Below are 18,969 nucleotides of genomic sequence, written 5' to 3' on the forward strand. Positions count from 1 at the left end.
GGCGAAAGAGGTTCGCGCAGTTCAGGCACTGCGGGAGGGGGAACATCCGGGGCACAGGCCCCAGTAGACGACTTCGGCCTCGTCGACCTCGAAGCCCTGGCCGTCGGAGGCGGTCAGGCAGGGCGCCTCGCCGACCGCGCAGTCGACGTCGGCCACCGCACCGCAGGAACGGCACACCAGATGGTGGTGGTTGTCCCCGACGCGCCCCTCGTAGAGGGCGGCGCTCCCCGCCGGTTCAATGCGCCGCACCAGGCCCGCGGCGCTCAGTGCGCTCAGTCCCTCGTACACCGCCTGAAGGGACACATGCCCTATGCGCCGGCGCACCTCGGCGGCGACGGTCTCGACGCCGAGATGGCCGCCCTGGCGGACGGTGTCGAGGAGCGCGACACGGGCGGCGGTCACGCGGAGCCCCGCACCGCGCAACTCCTCGGCGCTGGTCGACGGCCGGGATGCGGTCATGGAGCCGAACCTACCGCCGAAGACGCGAACAATTCCAGAGAACGAACGGATCCATTCCTGGGGCGTGTCCGGTAACGGCGGGTGGCTCCCGTGTTGCGCACGGCACCGGGGCGCGGACCGCCGGCCCCCGCCCTCCGTGGGCCTGTGACCAGGGGGTCAGTGCAGGACGTCGAGCGCCCCCGGAAGGATTCTCGCCGTGACGGGCAGCGTCGCGTCGACCTCGCCGTCCGTGCCGTAGGGGATCGCCCGGTCGGCCTCGATGCGTATCTCCCGGCCGCGCAGGACGCGTACCTGGGGGCGGCGCACGTGGGCGCCGGTGCGCAGTTCGTTCATCAGGGCGAAGAACAGCAGGTGGGGCGCGTGGCGGATCATGACGACGTCGAGGAGGCCGTCGTCCGGTCGGGCGTCGGGGGCGATGAGACGGCCGGATCCGTACGTGCCCGAGTTGGCGGCGACCACGGTGTAACCCGTGTGGGTGTGTTCCTCTCCGTCGACGGTGACCGTGTAGCGCGCCGGGCGCCACGTGGTCACGGCCCGCAGGCCGCCCGCGTAGTAGGACGCCGAACCCCGCAGCAGGCGGGAGCGGTTGGCGTACCGGTTGGCGAGGGCGTCCACCCCGGCGTAGACGCTGCCGAGCACCACCACGCGGTCGTGGGTGGCCGAGACGACCTCGACGGTGTCCACGGGGCGGGGCCGGCCGTGCAGCAGGATGCCGGCCAGGGCTTCCGGGTCCCGGGGCAGGCCGAGCGCCCGGGCGAAGTCGTTGCCCCGGCCGGCCGGGACCAGGCCGAGCGTGGCGCCGGTGCCGCTGAGGGCGCCGCCGACGCAGCCGGTCATGCCGTCCCCGCCGACGGCCAGCACGGTGCGGCCCGCCGCTCCGGCCGTGACGGCGAGTTCCCTGGCGTGCGCGAGGCTCCGGCTGTACTCGGTCACCAGCTCCGCGCCCGCCTCACGCAGATGCCGGGCGACGGCGAGCAACGCGGCGGCGGAACCGGCCGCGCCCGCGGTGGGGTTGACGACGGCGGTGAACTGTCGCATGGGATGCCTCCGGGGACGGGCCGAGGGGGTGGGGTGGATGTGCGGGGCGCCTGGGCGGGGGCAGTGAGAAGGGGCCCGGTCCGTCAGCGGGAGGGCAGCAGCACACCCGGGCTCAGCACGCCTTCCGGGTCCAGCCGCCGCTTCACCGCGCGGAGCGCCTCGGCGCCGAGGGGGCCGATCTCGCGGACGTACCAGTCGCGGTGGTCCGTGCCCACGCCGTGGTGATGGCTGATGGTGCCGCCCGCGGCGAGGATCGCCTCGTTCGCGGCGTGCTTCGCGCGCGTCCAGTGGGCCACGGGGTCCTCGCCCTGCGCGGAGACGACCGTGAAGTACAGCGAGGCGCCGTTCTCGTAGACGTGGGAGATGTGGCACATCACCAGCGGCGGGGTGCCGGCCTCGGTGAGGGTGGTGGTGAGCGCGTCGCGGACGGCGGCGTACAGGCGGGGGAGGCGGGACCAGAAGGCCGCCGTCTCCAGCGTCTCCGCGAAGGCGCCCGCGTCGAGGAGGGCGTCCCGCAGGTAGGGCGCCGAGTACCGGCCGTGGGCCCAGCGGCGGCCGGGCTCCTCGCCGAGGGGTGTGCCGCCGCACTCCCGCAGGACGGCGGCGGCCCGCTCGCGCCGGTACGCCGTGTCCTCCTCCGTGCCCTCGTACCCGGCGACGGCGGTGCAGCCGCTCGCCTTGAGCTCGCCGGAGCCGATCGCCTCGGGGTTGGCGAGGCCTACCAGGGTCTCGGTCTCGTCGGACAGGCGCAGCACGGTGGGACGGGGCCCGTCCTGGGCGAGCCGGCGCAGGGCGGCGGCGCCCGCGTCGAAGGTGGGGAAGCTCCAGCCCTCGTGGACGCGGGTCTGCGGCACGGGCCGGACCCGCACGGTCACCGAGGTGATCACGCCGAAGGCGCCCTCCGAGCCGAGGAGGAGCTGGCGCAGGTCGGGGCCGGCGGCGGAGCGGGGGGCGCGGCCGGTGTCGAGGGTGCCCTCGGGGGTGGCGAGGGTGAGGGAGAGGACCATCTCGTCGAAGCGCCCGTACCCGGCGGAGGCCTGGCCGCTGGAGCGGGTGGCGGCGAAGCCGCCGATGGTGGCCCATTCGTAGGACTGCGGGAAGTGCCCGAGCGTGAAGCCGTGTTCGGCGAGCAGCGCCTCGGCCTGCGGGGCCCGCAGACCTGGCTGCAGGGTGGCGGTGCGGGAGACCGGGTCGAGGTCGAGCAGGCGGTTCATGCGCCGCAGGTCGAGGGCGACGAACGGGCCGCGCGCCTCGGGGGCGAGACCGCCGACGACGGAGGTGCCGCCGCCGAACGCGACGGCCGCCAGGCCGTGTTCGGCGCACAGGCGGAGCACGTCCCGCACCTCGTCGTGCGTGGCGGGCAGCAGCACGGCCGCGGGGAGCGCGGCCGCGAGGTCGCCGCCGCGCATGCGCAACAGGTCCGGGGTGGACTTGCCGCGGGTGTGCCGAACGCGGGTCTCGGCGTCGGTGCGGACGAGGGCCTCGTCGCCCAGCGCGGCGGTCAGGGCGCGGTGCGCGTCGGGGACGAGCGGGCTCGCGGGGACGTCCAGGTCCTCGAGGGCGACGGTCGCCGTCTCGCGCGGCTTGACGCCGAGCAGGTCGCGCAGCAGCCCGGTCACCGAGCCGGGCAGCGGGGCCGCCCGCTCGGGGTCGCCCCAGCCGCTCCAGAGCATGTCCATGTCTGTCGTCCTCACGGGTCCGTCCTGACGGGTCGGGAAGCGATGCCGTCGCCCGACGGCCTCACGTGGCGTTACACTGTGACACATGACGCCTATTCGTCACAACGCCCCGGCAGGTTCGGACAACGACGCGGTGCTCGACGCGGTGCGCGACTGCGTGCTCGCCGTCGGGGTCCGCCGCACCACGCTCACCGACGTGGCCCGCCGCGCCGGTGTCTCCCGTATGACGCTGTACCGGCGCTGGCCGGACGTGCGGTCGCTGGTCGGCGACCTGATGACGCGGGAGTGGATCGCGGTGGCCACCGGGGCCATGCCCGAGCGCGGACCGGACATGACCGCGCGGGAACTGCTCACGAAGGGACTCGTGGACGCGGTGCGGGACTTCGTCACCCACCCGCTCTTCCGCAAGATCCTCGACGTCGACCCCGAACTGCTCCTCCCCTACGTGCTGGACCGTCGCGGCGCGAGCCAGGAAGCCCTGCTCGAACTGCTGGCCGGCGTGCTGCGCGAGGGGCACGCCGACGGCTCGGTGCGCCGCGCGCCCGTCGAACGGCAGGCGCGTTCGGTGCTGTTGATCGTGCAGTCCTTCACCCTGTCCCTGCGGACCATGACCGACGAGGACGACCCCGAGCTGTCCGCCGAGGCGTTCCTCGGCGAGCTGCGCGGCATCCTGGAGAGGACCCTCACGCCATGACCCCCCTCAGCGGCTCGTCCCTGTCCGCCACCCGGCGCGCCCGCGACCTGACCGACTCGGTGCACGGCGACACCGCGGACGTGCTGGTCGTCGGCCTCGGCGTGACCGGCGCGGGCGCCGCCCTGGACGCCGCCGCGCGCGGCCTGCGGGTGGTGGCGGTCGACGCCCACGACCTGGCGTTCGGCACCTCCCGCTTCAGCAGCAAGCTGGTCCACGGCGGGCTGCGCTACCTGGCCTCCGGCCGGCTCGGCGTCGCCCACGAGAGCGCGGTGGAGCGCGGCATCCTGATGGAGCGCACGGCGCCCCACCTGGTGCACGCGCAGCCGTTCGTGCTGCCGCTCACCCCGCTGGTGTCGCGTGGTCAGGCCGCGCTGGCGCGGGCCGGGTTCCACGCCGGGGACACGCTGCGGCTGGCGGCGCGCACCGCCCGCGCCACGCTTCCGGCGCCCCGCCGCCTCTCCGTGGTGGAGACCCGCCATCTCGCGCCGGCGCTGCGCCTCGACGGCCTGCGCGGCGGCCTGCTGTCCTGGGACGGCCGGCTCACCGACGACGCACGCCTGGTGACCGCCCTGGCCCGTACGGCGGCCGCGCGCGGCGCGCGGGTCCTCACCCGCGTCCGGGCGCTGGAGCTGACCGCGACGGGCGCCCGCGTCCGCGACGAACTCACCGGCGAGGAGGGCGAGATCCGCGCCCGCGCGGTGATCAACGCCGCCGGCGTGTGGGCGGGCGGCCTCGTCGACGGCGTCCGGATCCGCCCCTCCCGCGGCACACATCTGGTGTTGCGCCCGGAGAGCCTCGGCCCGCTCACCGCCGGACTGCACATCCCGGTGCCCGGCGAGACCAACCGCTTCGTCCTGGTCCTCCCCCAGGACGACGGCCGGGTCTACGTCGGCCTCACCGACGAGCCCGTGGACGGCGACATCCCCGACGTCACGGAGCCCCCGGAGACGGACATCGGCTTCCTGCTGGACGTCCTCTGCTCGGTCCTGCACGTGCCGGTGCACCGGGACGACGTGGTGGGAGCGTTCGCCGGGCTGCGGCCCCTGCTGGACAGCACGCCGGAGGACGCGGACGCCCCGCCGAGGACCGCCGACATCTCCCGCCGGCATGCCGTGCTGACCTCGTCGGAGGGCGTGGTCACGGTGGTCGGCGGCAAGCTGACCACGTACCGGCGGATGGCCGAGGACGCGGTGGACGCGGCGGTACGGCTGCGAGGGCTGGCGGCCGGCCCGTCCCGCACCGCGTCCCTCCCTCTGGTGGGCGCGGCGGCACCGCACGTCCTCGCCGGCCTGCCCGCACCCCGCCGCCTGGTCCGCCGCCACGGCACCGAGGCCCCGGCGGTCCTGGCGCTCGCCGAGCGCGACCCCCGTCTCGCCGAGCCGGTCCTCCCCGGCCATCCGGTCACGGCCGCCGAGGCGCTGTGGGCGGTGCGTCACGAGGGCGCGCTGGACGAGGAGGACGTCCTGGACCGCCGCACCCGCATCGGCCTGGTCCCGTCCGACCGGGCGGCGGCGCTGGAGGCGGTGCGGGCTCTGCTGGCCGACGCGGCGGCGAGGGGCTGACGCGGTCAGCGTGCGTGAACGCCGACCTCGTGCAGCGAGTAGCCGTACCTGGTCCCGCGTTTCAGGCCGACGACGCGCACCTGCCGTGCCTCGGCCGGCGTGAACACCGCCGTGTCCAGCCCGCCGTCGCCCGCTGTCGTGGACCACACCGTGCGCCAGTTCGTGCCGTCGGTCGACACGTCGACGCGGTACGAGCCGGCGTACGCGCGTTCCCAGTCGAGGGTGACCCGGCCGATCCGGTGGGTGGCGCCGAGGTCGAGGCTCAGCCACTGGTCGTCGGTCCGGTCGCTGGCCCAGCGGGTGCCCCGGTCGCCGTCGACGGCGCGGGCGGGGGCGTAGCTGGTGAACGGGCTCCACTCGGCGGAGGAGGCCGTCGCCCGCGCGTCGCGGGCGAGGTCGGCCGCCGGGCGGTGGCGTTCGGTCGCGCCCCAGGTGGTGAGGTAGGACTCGGCGCCGCGGAAGAGGTCGTCCACGACGTGCTGTCCGCCGACGCGCCGGATGTCCTCGATCCAGTCGGGCACCAGCCCGTAGTGCGCGGCGCCGTCGGTGTTCAGGTCCCAGGTGCGCTGACCGGTGGTCTGCCGGTCGAGGACGGAGCCGCCGTCGACGCTGCGGTAGGGGTAGGTGACCGGATCGGGCGCGTCCGCCCCGCGCGGGGCGGGCCAGCCGCCGACGCCGTTCATGTCGGTGCCGAAGCCGTAGCCGACGCCGTAGGTGTCCCGCAGCTGTTCGGTGCGGCCGGCCTCGGCCACGAACTGCTCGGAGCCGTTCATGTACTGGGCGGTGAACCCGCCGAGCCGGTAGACGCGTTCGGTCCAGTTCAGGTCCGTCCAGCTGTGCGAGGACAGGACACCCGGGTAGGCCGCGGACTCGAAGAGGTCGAGGACCCGGCCGGCGGCCTTGACGCTCATGTGGTCGATCTCGAGCATCATTCCGCGCTTCATCATGCCGCGCACCGCGTACTCGCCCAGCCCGGTCAGCCCGCGCACGTTGCACCGGGCGTCCGCGTCGTACGACGGGACCTCCACGCCTGCCGGGAGGTGCTTCTCGGCGGCGGGGGCGGCGGCGAGGCCGATGGGGTTGTCGTGCTGCGGGCCGGTGCAGGGCTCGGTCCGCCAGAAGGTGCCGGTGGACAGGAACTGCCCGACGTTGACGGCGGTGCCGAGCGCCCCGGAGTCGAAGCGCACGCCGCACAGCGCGTTGTCGAACTTGTGGCACAGGAACATGCTGCGCACGCCCAGGTCGTACAGCTCGTCGAGCCCCGCGTCGATGTCCTCCCGGTCGCACTGGGCGATGTCCAGGATCATCTTGCAGCCGAACGGCTCCGACGTCTCCACGCCCAGCACGACGGCCAGTTTGCCCTGCTCGATCACCTCACGCGCCTGCGCGCTGTCGGTGACGATGCGGAACCATCCCCTGCCCGGCCCGCCGTACATGGCGTCGACGTGGTCCTGCATCCGGTAGGTCAGTCCGGCCTGGAGGCGGATGGAGGTCATCTCGTCGCAGCCGCGGTCCTTGAAGAAGTACACCGAGCAGATCACGCCGTTGGTGACCAGGTCGTTGACCAGCACCCGCTGCCCGCCGCGCCAGGCGCGCTCGATCCAGGCGTAGTAGTTCTGCTGGTGGGTCAGCGAGTCGTGCGCGGGCCAGTCGGCGAAGGTGGGCCAGCCGTCCGGGTCGTGACGGCCGTCGCCGCCGCCTGTGATGAAGTCGAAAACGGCGAGGGAGCCGTCGGGGTAGTGCTCGGGGCAGTCCTTGAGCGCGTCGGCGATGCCCTTGTCGGAGAACGCCTTGCCGCAGATGAGCCGGCCGCCGAAGGCCTCGTTGGACATGATGTGGTTGTGCGCGTCGACGAATCCGCGCACCCGCCCGGCCGAGTCGGTTCCCTTGAACGGTTCCCCGGTGACCCCGATCTCCGAGTCCGGCGCGGGCCGGGCGACCGGGTCCCACCAGGCGCCGTCGGCGGCCGAGCTGGACGTGGGTGTGAGCGCGGCGGCCAGGACGAGCAGGAGCAGCGTGACGATCCCGGCGTGGCGTCCGGAGCGAACAGTGGTCACCGGCGGGTCCCTCCGTCGACGGAGCGGCCACAACGCTTGTCATGACCTCTGCAAACCTGCTCGGGGAGCATCCCTACCCGCGCGTACGCCGTCAAGGGTGCGCGCACACCCGCGTCCGCGGCGGGACGGCCCACGGACACCCGCGGACCGTCCCGCCCGCCGCTACGGCGCCAGCCGCGCGTCCGCCCAGTCGGCGTGGTCGGAGTCCACCCCGTCCCCGCCGTCCAGCACGCGCAGCGTCAACTGCCGTACGCCGGTGACGTCCATGTCGACGGGGAACGCCGGGTCGGCGCCGTCGAGCACCCCGGTGGTCAGCAGCGTCCTGCCGTCGCCGAGCACCTCGAAGGCCACGGTGCCCTTGGCGCCGACCTCGTCGTCGACTCCGACCTCGGCCGTGAACCTCCGGTACTCCCGGCCGAGTTCGACGACGATCTCGCCCGCCGCGTGCGTCCCGAGGCCCTTGTCGTACACCGTGCCCGCCAGAGTGAGCGGGCCTCCGTCGGCGGGGTCGCGCTCGCCGTTGGACATGTCCCGCTCGACCGGCCCCCACCCGTTGCGCTCGATTGTGAACGGCAGATCGCTCACGTAGGTGACGCCCGGTTCCGGCACGAACACCCGCACCGGGCGCTCGACGCGCAGCACCCCGGAGCCCGGCCGGTCCGGTGCGCGGTACTCCGCGCGCACGGTCAGGTCGTAACCGCCGGGGCGGACGCCGGACGGCACCCGCACCGTCCAGTCGCCCGACAGCGCCTCCCCCGCGGGCAGTTCGGCCGCCGTGGTGCCGTCACCGTCGGCGGTCCAGCCGTCGGGGACGTCGAGCGTCAGCCGGACGTCCGTCGCCGGTCCCGACTCCTCGACCGCGAACCGGCCGGTGACGGCGACGGAGCCGCCCGGGTCCGCCTCGGCGCGCGCCGGATCGGCGGTGAGCGCGGTGAGCGGCAGCCGGGTCACCGGCCGGTCGCAGGTGTCGCGTCCGGGCGTGAGCCGGCAGATCTGCCCGGCGAACCCGCCGTGCTCGGCCGTCGGCACGTCCAGGACGTCCCGGCGCGTGACGACGTGCCGTTCACGCAGCAGCCCGCCGTCCTCGCCGTCCCGCACGACCTCCGCCAGCCAGCGTCCGCCGCCCAGGAAGTCCAGCTGCACGCGCTCCGTGCCCGCCTCACCGGCGTGGACCCCGCCCAGGAACCAGCGGTCGCCGTGGCGGCGGGCGAACGTCGCGCTCTCGCCGGGGAGTCCCGACAGCAGCCGCGTCTCGTCCCACACCGTCGGCACCTGCTCCAGGAAGCGGGCCAGCTCCGGCCGCTCACGGTAGGCGGCGACCGACCCGGCGAAATTCTGCAAGCCGGACTCGAACACCACCGACAGCGCCAGTTCCGCCGCGTCGGAGACGGTGCGGGTGCCGAACTGGAAGCCCATCGGCGTGTAGTCCATCGAGCCGACCGCGTTGCGCGTGTACGGCAGGGCCGTCAGCCCCGCCGCGGGCACGGTGCCCTGCTCGGCGCCGTACACCGCCTCCAGGGTCATCACGTGCGGCCAGGTCCGCTGGACGCCCTTGGGGAGGGTCGCGCCGTGGAAGTTGACGAGCAGCCGGTGCCGGGCGGTGTCCCGGAGGATGTCGTCGTACCAGCGGAAGCGCTCCTGGGAGTCGGAGTCCATGAAGTCGATCTTCAGTCCGGCCGCGCCCCACCGCTTCACCCGGGGCAGGAACTCGGCGCGCTCGGCCGCCGTGTCCAGATCGGTCCAGTGCACCCACAGGAGGACGTCGACGCCCCGCTGCCGGGCGTACGCGATCAGCTCGGGCATCCAGTCGGTGGTCTTCCAGCCGTCGTCGACCAGGGCGTACGGCCAGCCGTGGGCAGCGGCGAGGTCCACGAAGCGCTGCTGGGCGACGAGATCACGCTGGGCGGCGCCGAAACCGTCCAGCCAGGACCAGGCGACCTTTCCGGGGCGGATCCACGAGGTGTCGGCGAGCCGCGACGGCGGGGCGAGGTCGTCGACGAGGGTGGACTCGGTGACGGTTGCGAGGTCCCCGACGACGGCCGTGCGCCACGGCGTGGCCAGCGGCCCCTCGGAGGTCACCTCGGGGTCGGCCAGACGCACCGTGTAGCGTCCGTCGCCCTCGTGGACCAGCCGGCTCGCGTCGTAGCGCCCGTCGACGTCCGACTCGGTGAGCAGGGCGTAGGTGCTCCCGACCTGGAACAGCGCCGGATAGGCGTAGGCGCCGGGCGCCGCGCCCGCCGCGGTGGCGGGGGCGTACAGGCGCTCGTAGTTGACCGAGTACGGCGTGAGCCAGGCCCGCGCGGCGGCGGGCGGCCGGAACGCGGACGCCTCCCGCTCGACGGTGACCGTGCCGGGCCCGGAAAGGACGTAGCGGTAGGCGACGCCGTCGTCGGCGACGCGGACCACGAGGCCGAGGCGGGCGCCGTCCCGGCCGGTGAAGGTGAAGCGGGTCTCGGTCATCCGCGCGGTGCGGCGGAGCTGCTTGCCGGTGGTCATGGAGTACCGCTCGGTCACCTGCCGGGTGTGCCGGGAGTCCGCGCGCAGCTCCGAGGTGAGGTCGGCGGCGGAGGTGACGATGCCGAGCGGCGCCGGTTCCAGCACCGTCGTGGCGCCCTTGCGGGCGGTGAGGGTGAGGGTGCCGTCCGCGGGGTCGAGGCGGACGACGGCCGTGACGCCGTCCCGTGGCGCGCCGGGCTGATGCACGGTCCAGGTGCCGCCGGGCCCCGCCGCCCGGGCGGGGGCGCCGAGCGTGGTGAGGGCGAGCGCGGCGGAGAGCAGCAGGGTGAGCAGGGCGGGGAGGAGCGTCCGGCGCGGGCCGCCTGGCGACATGCGCGACGATCTGGGCACGGGGGCCTCCGTCCAAGAGGTGACATCGTTGTCTGTCTTGGTTCGGGACAACCCTTCCCGCTCACCCGTTCCTCAACCACCGCCCTTCACACGGGGGTTGGGATCAGTTCAGGAGTCGTCCCGCTGGTAGTGGAGTGCGATGGAGCGCAGGACGTCGGCCGACGAGACGTCGGTGCGGCCCTCGTCGTGGATCTCGGCGAGCTGGACGAAGGCGAAGGTGAGCGCGGAGGTGATCTGCACGATGGCCGGCCCGAGCTTCCCGGTGACGATCTCCGCCACCTCGCGCGCGCCGGCGTCGGCGGGGAGCTGGATACGCGGCAGCATCTCCTCCAGCAACCCGGCGACCGCGCTGTCGGCGGTCACATCGGCGTCCGGGTCGGCGCGCAGCCGGCGCCGCATCTCCAGGGCCTCCGTGAGGATGCCGACGCTCCGCTGCATGATCTCGCGCTGCTCCATGCGGCCAGCTTTCACACCGACTGGCCCGGCCAAACGCGTTCTGCCTATCATCCTGGTGAATGCGGCTTTCATATGGTTTGTCCCTGCCGGGGGCGGACCCGGAGTGTCCCGGCCCGAGTGAGTGATCCATGTCCCGCACCGGCTCCAAGGACCACGGCGACGAGCTGCTGATCAGGCTCGGGACGCTGACGGCCCAGGCGCGTGCGGCGGCCGAGGTGCAGCGCTCGCGGGTGGAGCTGGCCGTCGCGCTGCAGCGCGGGATGCTGCCGAGGGGACTGCCGGCCGGTGACGGCGTACGGCTCGCGGTGCGGTACGTGCCCGCCAACCAGGGCCTCAACGTGGGCGGCGACTGGTACGACGCGTTCAGCATGCCCGACGGCCGCATCGGCCTGTCGATCGGCGACGTGCAGGGGCACAACATCGAGGCCGCCGCCTTCATGGGGCAGGTCCGGGTCGGGCTGCGGGCGCTCGCCTCCGTGGACAGCGACCCGGGCGAGCTGCTGGCGCGGACGAACGAGCTGCTGCTGACGCTGGGCGCGGATCTGTTCGCGACCTGCACCTTCATGCGGCTCGACCCGGAGACCCGGGTGCTGGAGAGCGCCCGCGCCGGTCATCTGCCGTGTGTGTGGGCCACGGCGGACGGGCGGTCCGGTGTGACGGAGGACGAGGGCGGTCCGCCGCTGGGCGTGCAGTCCGGGTCGGTGTACCCGGTGACGCGGTACCGGCTGGACTCCGGCGGGGTGTTCGTGATGGTCACCGACGGCGTCGTGGAGGGCCCGTCGATGCGTCTGGACGAAGGGCTGGAGCAGGTGTCGCGGCTCGCGGGCATCGCGGCGGTCGCTCGTATGGACGCGGACGCGCTCGCCGCGGCCGTGATCAAGGGGGCGGCCGAGGTGGGGCACGACGACGACGCCGCGGTCCTCGTGATCGGGCATGAGCCCTCCGGTCAGCCATAGGGCCGACAGCGCCGTGCCCCTCACCTCGCCATGACGGCCGCCTCGGTGTCTGATGACGTGTGTGGTGGCTCGCCAGGATCTCCGTACTCCGGCCGTCTACGTGCTGCAGACGCTGGCCGTCGCCGCCTGCTACTACGCCGGGGGCCGGCTCGGACTGCTGTACGAGCTGCGGGTCGACGGTTCGGTCGTGTCCCCCGTCTGGCCGCCGACCGGGATCGCCGTCGCGTCCCTGCTGCTCCTCGGACCGCACGTCTGGCCGGGCATCACCCTCGGCGCGCTGCTGGTGATCGCCCACCTCACCTCCCTGGGGCCGACCTCGCTCGGCCTGCTGTTCGCCCACACCGCCGCGCCGCTGTGCGCCTACTGGCTGCTGCGCAGGGCAGGGTTCCGCACCGACCTCGGCCGATTACGCGACTGCCTCATGCTGGTGTTCCTCGGCGGCTTCGCCGCGATGCTGGTCAGCTCCACGATCGCGGCCGGGATGCTCGTCGTCTCCGGCGACCTGCCGGCCGGGTCCTTCCGGTCGGTGTGGCTGCCCTGGTGGGTGGGCGACGCGATGGGGGTGCTGCTGATCACCCCGGCGCTGCTGGTCCTGCCCCGGGTGCGTTCGCCCGCGCACTGGTCGCGCTGGAAGGAGGCGGTGGGCCTGGCGGTCGTCGCGGGTGTCGTGGTGCCGTTCGCCACGCAGAGCACGGGCAGTCTGCTGTTCAGCGTCTACCCGCTGCTGATCTGGGCGGCTCTGCGGTTCGAGCTCCCCGGCAGCATCCTGTGCGCCCTGTTCGCCTCCGTCCTGGCGACGGCCGCGGCGACGGGACGGGAGGGACCGTTCGCGTACGTGTCGGACACCCAGATCATGATCAATCTGCATGCCTTCAACGCGGCGGCGGCCCTGACGGCCCTTCTGCTGTCGGCGGTGATCACCGAGCAGCACAACACCCGCCGCTCGGTGGAGCTCGCGTGCCAGGAACTCGTCGAGGTGCTGGAGCATCTGACGGCGGGCGAGCCCGCCCCGCACGGCCGGCCGCAGCGTGAGGAAGGCCCCGGCGCGCGCTGACCGCCGGGGGTGAACCGTCCGCGCACGGGCCCGTCGCGGCAGAACAGTATGAACGCAACCGCTCCGCCCATGGCCCGAGTCGGCCGGCGTTCCTAGCATCGCCGCCCGTGCGCAGCAACGCGCCGCCGAACCAGGAGCCGCACCGTGAACAGATACCGACATGCCCTCCGTCTCCCCCGCTCCCCGCGCTCCCGCCGGCGCATGGCGGGTCTGCTGATCGCCGGGACGCTGGCCGGCGTCCTCGCCCCGGCGCCGGCCGCGCAGGCCCGGGACACGTCGCCCCGGCCGGCCGCCTGTCCCGAAGGGCTGCCCGACGGCGCCGCCTGCTGGACCGGCACGGACGCGAACGGCGCCCACTACGCGATCGCGGTACCCGCGCGGTGGAACGGCGGGCTCGTCGTGCACGCCCACGGCGGCCCCGATCTGGGTGACGCGTCGGACCCGCGGCGCAGCGTCGAGGACCTCGGGCGCTGGCGGGTGATGGTGGACCAGGGATACGCCTGGGCCGGGTCGTCGTACCGCAGGGGCGGCTACGGCACCCGGATGGCCGCCGCCGACACGGAGAACGTACGGCGGCTCTTCGTCGAGGAGTTCGGCGAGCCGCGCCGGACGTACGTGCACGGCCAGTCGTGGGGCGGGAACGTGGCCGCCAAGGTCGTCGAGACCTACGCCCCCGAGGGCGGCCCGTACGACGGGGCGCTGCTCACCAACGGGGTGCTGGGCGGGGCCTCCCGCGGCTACGACCACCGCGTCGACCTGCGCGTGGTCTACCAGTACTACTGCGCCAACCTGTCCCGGCCCGAGGAGAAGCAGTACCCGCTGTGGCAGGGGCTGCGCCGCGGGTCCACGCTGACCACGGCCGGCCTGCGTGCCCGGCTCCAGGAGTGCACCGGGTACGCGTCGCCGCCCGGGGAGCGCACCGGCCTCCAGCAGCGGAACCTGGACGACATCCTGAACGTCACCAAAATCCCGGAGCGGACCCTGGAGTCACATCTGCGCTTCTCGGTGTTCACCTTCCGGGACATCGTGCACGAGCGGCTGGGCGGCCGGAACCCGTTCTCCAACCGCGGGGTGCGGTACACCGGTTCGCACGACGACAAGGCGCTGAACGCGGGCGTGGAGCGGTTCGCCGCCGACCCGGCGGCCGTGCGCGACCTGTCGTACGACAGCGACCTCACCGGACGGGTGGCGATCCCCGTGCTGACGCTGCACGCCAAGGACGACCCGACCGCGTTCGTGGAGCACGAGGCGGCCTACCGGGACACGCTGCGGGGCGCCCACCGCGACCGGTGGCTGGTACAGACGTTCACCGGAGAGCACGAGCACTCCGCGCTGAGCGACGCCGAGTACGCCGTGTCCCTGGCGGCGCTGGACCGCTGGGCGCGCACCGGGCGGCGGCCGACGCCGCGGTCGGTCGCCGCAGCCTGCCAGGCGTTCGACCGTGTGTACGCCACCGGCTGCTTCCACGACCCCGGGTACCGGCCGGCGTCGTACGCCTCGCGGGTGCGTCCGCGGCCGGGCGGCACGTCCTGGCCGGCGATGACGGCCGCGCAGGAGAAGGCGTGGAGCCGCGTCCCCGGGGTCGGCATCGCGCCCTGACCCCTCGGGGGCGGCGGTCACTCGCGCAGGGACGCGGCGTCGCCCATGACGACCACCGGGCGCAGCGCGGGGTCGAGGGCGAGGAGCAGGTCCCGCATGTGCTGCTGCTGCAGACTCACGCAGCCCTGGGTGGGGCCGTCGTGGTCGACGTGCAGCCAGATGCCGCCACCGCGGTCGGCGCCCAGCGGCCGGGTCAGGTCCAGCGGGGACGTGCCGGGGGTGCGGTTGTAGTCGATGGCGACGACGTAGTCGAAGGACCCTTCCAGCGGCTCCCCTTCGAAGCCGGTGCCGCTGACGGCGAAGCCGTCCGAGCGGTCGTAGGGCAGCCGGGCGCCGGGGTCGGGGAGCAGTCCGCCGGCGTCGGAGAGGCTGTAGACGCCGATGGGCGACCGCAGGTCGCCGGCCCAGTGTTCGTCGGTCCAGCCGCGGAGCGCGTTGCGGGCGGGCCACACCGGGCCCGCTTCCCAGCCGGTGCCGGTGTGCCGGTACAGCACGGCCTGGGAGTGGTTGGCGTTCCGGTCGCGTCCGGTGACCACGACCACCTGACGGGCGTCGCCCGGGATCCACGCCCGGGTGCGGGGGCCGAGGCCGGGGATCACCGCGGGCGCCTCGGTGGCCGGGCGGCCCTGCGCGGTGCCGGGCGCTCCCCCCGCGGGGGGATTGGCGGACGGGTGCTCGCGCGCGGTGCCGGCGGCGGGGTCGTCCCGGGCGCCGGTGCCGCTGCCCGCCCCGCACCCGGTGAGGGCGGCGAGGACGACGAGGACGAGGGCCCACAGCCGTACCCCGGTACGGAGGCGGACGGGCCCGGCGGACGGCCGCCGGGCGGCGCCGGACACGGCGCGGGGCGCACGGTCCGGGCAGTCGGTCGATGAAGCCATGGACTCAGCCTGACTTCGTCCGCCCGCGATCGCCTCGGCTCCCCCCGCGCGTCCGCGCGAAGTCCCCCGTCTGCGCCGCCCGTGAGGGGTGTGGCCCGCAGCGGGGCGCCCTTCGGCAAGGGGCCGTACGGGTGACCGGCCCGCACCCTCGCGTGGGGTGCGGGCCCGCCGGACGGAGCAATCGGCGTGTGAACGCCTATCGGTTGATCACGAAGGAGGAGCCGGGTTCGATCAGCACGTCGCCCTCCGCCGATCCGGTGATGGTGACGTTCGTCAGGGTGGCGCTGCCCCGGGCCCCGCCCATGGCGAGGATGCCGGAGCCGTTCTTCGACTCGCTGATGGTGACGTCGGAGATCCGCACGTCAGGCATGGCGCCGCCGCCGGATTTGAACTGGATGCCGTCGTACGTCGAGTCGTGGATGTCGGTGTCGCGGATGACCACGCCGGGGATGTCGAGTCCCTGGGCGAACAGGGTGATGGCGCCGAACTCCTGGTCCTCGTTCCAGAAGGCGCCGCCGGTGCGGTACAGCCCGTTGCCGGCGATCAGGGTCTGCCCGGAGAACGGCGTGGGGTCGTGGTCGGTCGCCAGCATGATGCCGGGATAGTTCATGGTGTCGTACACGAGGTTGTTCTCCACCGTGTTGCCGTGGCCGCCGTAGATCGCGATGCCGTTGGCGCGCCAGGGCAGTTGGACGGTGTTGTTGCGGAAGTGGTTGTCGTGGCCGATGTCGGTGGCCGGGTTCCTGACGTGCTTGCTGGACCACACGGCGAGCGCGTCGTCGCCGGTGTTGCGGAACGACGAGTTCGTCACGGTGGAGTCGTGACTGCCGTTGGTGAGGTTGATGCCGTCCGCGTAGGTGTTGCGGATGCGCATGCCGGTGAACTCCAGTCCGTCGGCCGGGTTCCACAGGTCGGGAATGTCGGAGTGGTCACGGCCGGCCCAGACGCCGACGTTGGCGTGTTCGATCCACACGTTGCTGACGCGGGTGTTCTTGCCGAAGCGCCCGTTGAGGCCGACGCCTCCCTCGGCACCGCCGTCGCCGCCCCTGATGGTGCCGGAGCCGAAGATGGCGAGGTCGGAGATCCTCGTGTTGTCGTCGATGTCGAAGCCGAAGTTGCCCTCGTGCGGGTGGTTGATGCCGCCCGCCTGGTGCGGGGGTGTGAGCGTGTACAGCTGGGAGTGCCACATGCCGGCGCCACGGACGGTGACGTCGCGGATGCCGACCTGGTTGAACTGTCCGCGGTCCAGCGGGTCGTCGGTGAGGATCTTCTGCTCCTGCCGCCACTGCCCGGCCGGGATCCACACGCAGTCGATCTCGCCCCGCTGGTCGGCGGTGACGGCACGCTGGATCGCCGTGGTGTCGTCGATGCCGTCGTCGGGGACGGCGCCGTACTCGGTGATCGAGACGCACCCGGCGGGCTTCTGGGCGGGCGGGGCCACCTGCTCCAGGTCGATCAGGTCGACGACGTAGAAGGCGGCGCTGTCGTCGGCGTCGCGCTGGAGCCGGAACACGGTGCCCGCCGGGTAGGTGTCAAAGAGCAGCGCGTGGGACTCGTCGAAGAGGCGGCGCGCGTCGGCCTGGGGGGTGTTGGTGAGTCCTTCGGGCTGGTCGGTGGTGCCGTAGAGCCAGCTGTGCTTGGAGCTGAGGCCGAGCTTCTGCACGAACGCGCCGTCCGCGTAGAGGCTGAGCGTGGCCTCGGTCCCGCCGCCGCCCGGGGCGTCGGGGATGGAGTTGCGCACGACGATCGAGTTGGTGGCGTCGGTGGAGGTGAACTCGACGTACTGGCCGGTGGAGTCGAGCCGGACGGACGCACGGCCGGACGACTCGGTGGCGAAGTTCGTGTGGCCGAAGGTGCGTTTCGGGTCTGCGGTGAGCAGCGTGCCCCGGTAGGCGCCGTCCTCCGCCTCGTACTCGGTGTACGGGACGGCGGCGCCGCGGCCGACGACGATCGGGCGGCTGAGGACGTTGTTGTTCTCGTCGGTCTCGGTGACCGTGCCGGTGGCGTCCGCGGTGGCGGTGAGGACGGCGGGGCCCGGAGTGGCGGTCCAGGTGCCGTCGACCGTGACCTCGGCGGTGGCGCCGGCGGCGATCGGCCCGGTGGTCCCGTCGAGGGTGCGTCCGGCCACGCCGAGACGGGTGACCGAGCCGGCGGGGGCGGGTGAGGTGCCCCGGTTGTGCACGGAGACGGTGAAGGACACCGGCGCGCCGACGGCGGGCGTGGCCGGGCTGGTGCGGATGCCGGTGACCTCCAGGTCGGGGCCGGGGCTCTGGGCGACGGTCAGCCGGTCCGTCGCGGTGCGGCTGTTGTTCGTCTCGTCCAGTTCGGCGACGGTGTCCGTGGGGTCGGCCACGGCGGACACGGTGTAACTGCCCGTGGGACGGGTGCCCGCGTCCACGGACACGGTGGCGGAACCGCCCGGGGCGAGCGGGGGGACGGGGGCGCTGCCCGCGACGGCGCCCTCCAGGCTGACGTTCAGCGTCGCGGCGGCGGACTGCGCGGTGCCGGCGTTGCGCACGGTCGCGCGGACGGTGACGGGGTCCGTCTCGGTCGGGGCGGCGGGGTTCCAGTCGAGGGTGGTGACGGTCAGGTCGGGATTGGGCGCGGCCGTGCCCCGGACCTCCAGCTCGGCGACCTGGGCGCCGTAACCCGCCGAGTTGTGGCCGAACTTCAGCTGTACGTCGGCGACGCGTCCGGTGACGGGGATGGTGACGCCGTTGCCGTTGCCGGCCGGGTCGAAGGTGTGGTCGGCGCGGGCGGTCAGCGTGGTGTAGGCGCTCGACGAGCGGTCGCGTCCGAGGACCTCGATGCTCTGGGTGCGCCGTTCCCATGCCGCGTCCGGGTTCAGCCTGACGACGACGGCGGTGACGTCGGCCTCGGCGCCGAGGCGGACGGTGAGCGTGGCGGGGTGACCTGCCGACTCCCAGTAGGTGTCGATGCGCCCGTCGTTGGCGTTGGCTGCCACGAAGGAGTGAATCGTGGAGGACGCCTCGACCGGTTTGCCACGCGCCAGATCGGTCCCGTCGGCCGGTGGCCCGCCCGGTCCCCCTCCCCCGTCCTCGCCGTACACCTCGAGCGCGGACAGCTGGGCGGCGTTCCAGCCGGTGTTGGCGGTGACGCGGACCCTGACATGGCGTACGTCGCGGGCCGGGAAGGTGAGGGTGACGGTGTTGGCCCGGTCGGGGTCGAAGCGGTGGGGGGCCGAGGCGGACAGCGCGGTGAAGGACGAGCCGTCGGTGCTGCCCTCCACGGCGAGGGTCTGGGAGCGCGCCTCCCAGGCGGCCGGCAGTTTCAGCACGACCTCGTCGACGCGGACCGTGCCGCCCAGGTCGATGCGCACGGATTGCGGGAAGGACCCCAAAGGGCCTTCCCAGTACGTGAGTTGACTGCCGTCGGTCAGGTTGGTCGCGGGGTGTTCGGGATGGGACCCGGTGGCCGTGACGCCTCTGCCGAGCGCCAGGTCGGGTCCGCGGACCGCCTGCGCGGCGGCGCCGGCCGTACCGGGTGAGAGACCGGCGGCGACCAGACCGGCCAGGAGCAGGCCGGTGATCGTACGCAGGCCGAAACGCGTGCGTCTCATGAAGTCCTCGTTCCACGGCGGGTGCTGAGGGCGCGCGGCCCCCCGGGCAGCCCAATGCCCCTGCCGAGGATTGCCGACGCCCGATGCGATATTTGCGGGACGTCGTTCAC

The 18,969-nt window shown here is 73.7% G+C and carries 13 protein-coding genes; 5 read left to right on the top strand and 8 right to left on the bottom strand.

The window, feature by feature from the left end; translation table 11 throughout:
- Positions 1-21: 21 nt before the first annotated feature.
- The 3 genes from MTR79_RS18900 to MTR79_RS18910 form a co-directional block, all read right to left on the bottom strand.
- Positions 22-459 carry a Fur family transcriptional regulator gene (locus MTR79_RS18900; protein ID WP_048458337.1) on the bottom strand — a complete coding sequence of 146 codons (438 nt, stop codon included), beginning with the start codon at positions 457-459 and terminating at the stop codon, positions 22-24.
- 156 nt (positions 460-615) lie between these two features.
- Positions 616-1,497 carry a YegS/Rv2252/BmrU family lipid kinase gene (locus MTR79_RS18905; RefSeq protein ID WP_244791428.1) on the bottom strand — a complete coding sequence of 294 codons (882 nt, stop codon included), beginning with the start codon at positions 1,495-1,497 and terminating at the stop codon, positions 616-618.
- 83 nt (positions 1,498-1,580) lie between these two features.
- Positions 1,581-3,176: an FAD-binding oxidoreductase gene (locus MTR79_RS18910; protein ID WP_244791431.1), complete on the bottom strand. Its 1,596-nt coding sequence runs from the start codon at positions 3,174-3,176 to the stop codon at positions 1,581-1,583.
- Between the two features lie 85 nt (positions 3,177-3,261).
- Here MTR79_RS18910 and MTR79_RS18915 point away from each other — a divergent pair, with 85 nt between their 5' ends.
- Both MTR79_RS18915 and MTR79_RS18920 read left to right on the top strand, forming a co-directional pair.
- Positions 3,262-3,870 (top strand): TetR/AcrR family transcriptional regulator, encoded by a 609-nt coding sequence (locus MTR79_RS18915; protein ID WP_244791433.1) that lies wholly within the window; start codon positions 3,262-3,264, stop codon positions 3,868-3,870.
- Positions 3,867-5,432 (top strand): glycerol-3-phosphate dehydrogenase/oxidase, encoded by a 1,566-nt coding sequence (locus tag MTR79_RS18920; RefSeq protein ID WP_244791434.1) that lies wholly within the window; start codon positions 3,867-3,869, stop codon positions 5,430-5,432. The genes MTR79_RS18915 and MTR79_RS18920 overlap by 4 nt, the downstream gene beginning before the upstream one ends.
- Positions 5,433-5,437: 5 nt before the next feature.
- On the opposite strand, the gene MTR79_RS18925 is transcribed toward MTR79_RS18920, so the two are convergent.
- The 3 genes from MTR79_RS18925 to MTR79_RS18935 all read right to left on the bottom strand — a co-directional run bounded on the left by MTR79_RS18925 (position 5,438) and on the right by MTR79_RS18935 (position 10,792).
- Positions 5,438-7,489, bottom strand: coding sequence for a discoidin domain-containing protein (locus MTR79_RS18925; protein ID WP_244791436.1), 2,052 nt, complete (start codon positions 7,487-7,489; stop codon positions 5,438-5,440).
- 162 nt (positions 7,490-7,651) lie between these two features.
- On the bottom strand, positions 7,652-10,318 hold the full coding sequence (locus MTR79_RS18930) for a glycoside hydrolase family 97 catalytic domain-containing protein (protein WP_244793244.1): 2,667 nt from the start codon (positions 10,316-10,318) through the stop codon (positions 7,652-7,654).
- 126 nt (positions 10,319-10,444) lie between these two features.
- Positions 10,445-10,792 carry a hypothetical protein gene (locus MTR79_RS18935; protein ID WP_102637748.1) on the bottom strand — a complete coding sequence of 116 codons (348 nt, stop codon included), beginning with the start codon at positions 10,790-10,792 and terminating at the stop codon, positions 10,445-10,447.
- Positions 10,793-10,920: 128 nt separating this feature from the next.
- Between MTR79_RS18935 and MTR79_RS18940 the strand changes: the two genes are divergently transcribed.
- The 3 genes from MTR79_RS18940 to MTR79_RS18950 all read left to right on the top strand — a co-directional run bounded on the left by MTR79_RS18940 (position 10,921) and on the right by MTR79_RS18950 (position 14,401).
- Entirely contained in the window at positions 10,921-11,748 is an 828-nt protein-coding gene (locus tag MTR79_RS18940) for a PP2C family protein-serine/threonine phosphatase (RefSeq protein WP_189365759.1), read from the top strand.
- A 61-nt stretch (positions 11,749-11,809) separates the two neighbouring features.
- Positions 11,810-12,802 (top strand): MASE1 domain-containing protein, encoded by a 993-nt coding sequence (locus MTR79_RS18945; RefSeq protein WP_244791439.1) that lies wholly within the window; start codon positions 11,810-11,812, stop codon positions 12,800-12,802.
- A 201-nt stretch (positions 12,803-13,003) separates the two neighbouring features.
- Positions 13,004-14,401, top strand: a complete 1,398-nt coding sequence (locus MTR79_RS18950; RefSeq protein WP_244793246.1) for a hypothetical protein — start codon at positions 13,004-13,006, stop codon at positions 14,399-14,401.
- A 17-nt stretch (positions 14,402-14,418) separates the two neighbouring features.
- On the opposite strand, the gene MTR79_RS18955 is transcribed toward MTR79_RS18950, so the two are convergent.
- Both MTR79_RS18955 and MTR79_RS18960 read right to left on the bottom strand, forming a co-directional pair.
- On the bottom strand, positions 14,419-15,279 hold the full coding sequence (locus tag MTR79_RS18955; RefSeq protein WP_244791441.1) for a hypothetical protein: 861 nt from the start codon (positions 15,277-15,279) through the stop codon (positions 14,419-14,421).
- Positions 15,280-15,475: 196 nt separating this feature from the next.
- Positions 15,476-18,859, bottom strand: a complete 3,384-nt coding sequence (locus tag MTR79_RS18960; protein WP_244791443.1) for a CARDB domain-containing protein — start codon at positions 18,857-18,859, stop codon at positions 15,476-15,478.
- Positions 18,860-18,969 lie beyond the last annotated feature (110 nt).

This window comes from Streptomyces sp. BJ20, from assembly GCF_022869105.1.
Lineage (GTDB): Bacteria > Actinomycetota > Actinomycetes > Streptomycetales > Streptomycetaceae > Streptomyces > Streptomyces griseoincarnatus.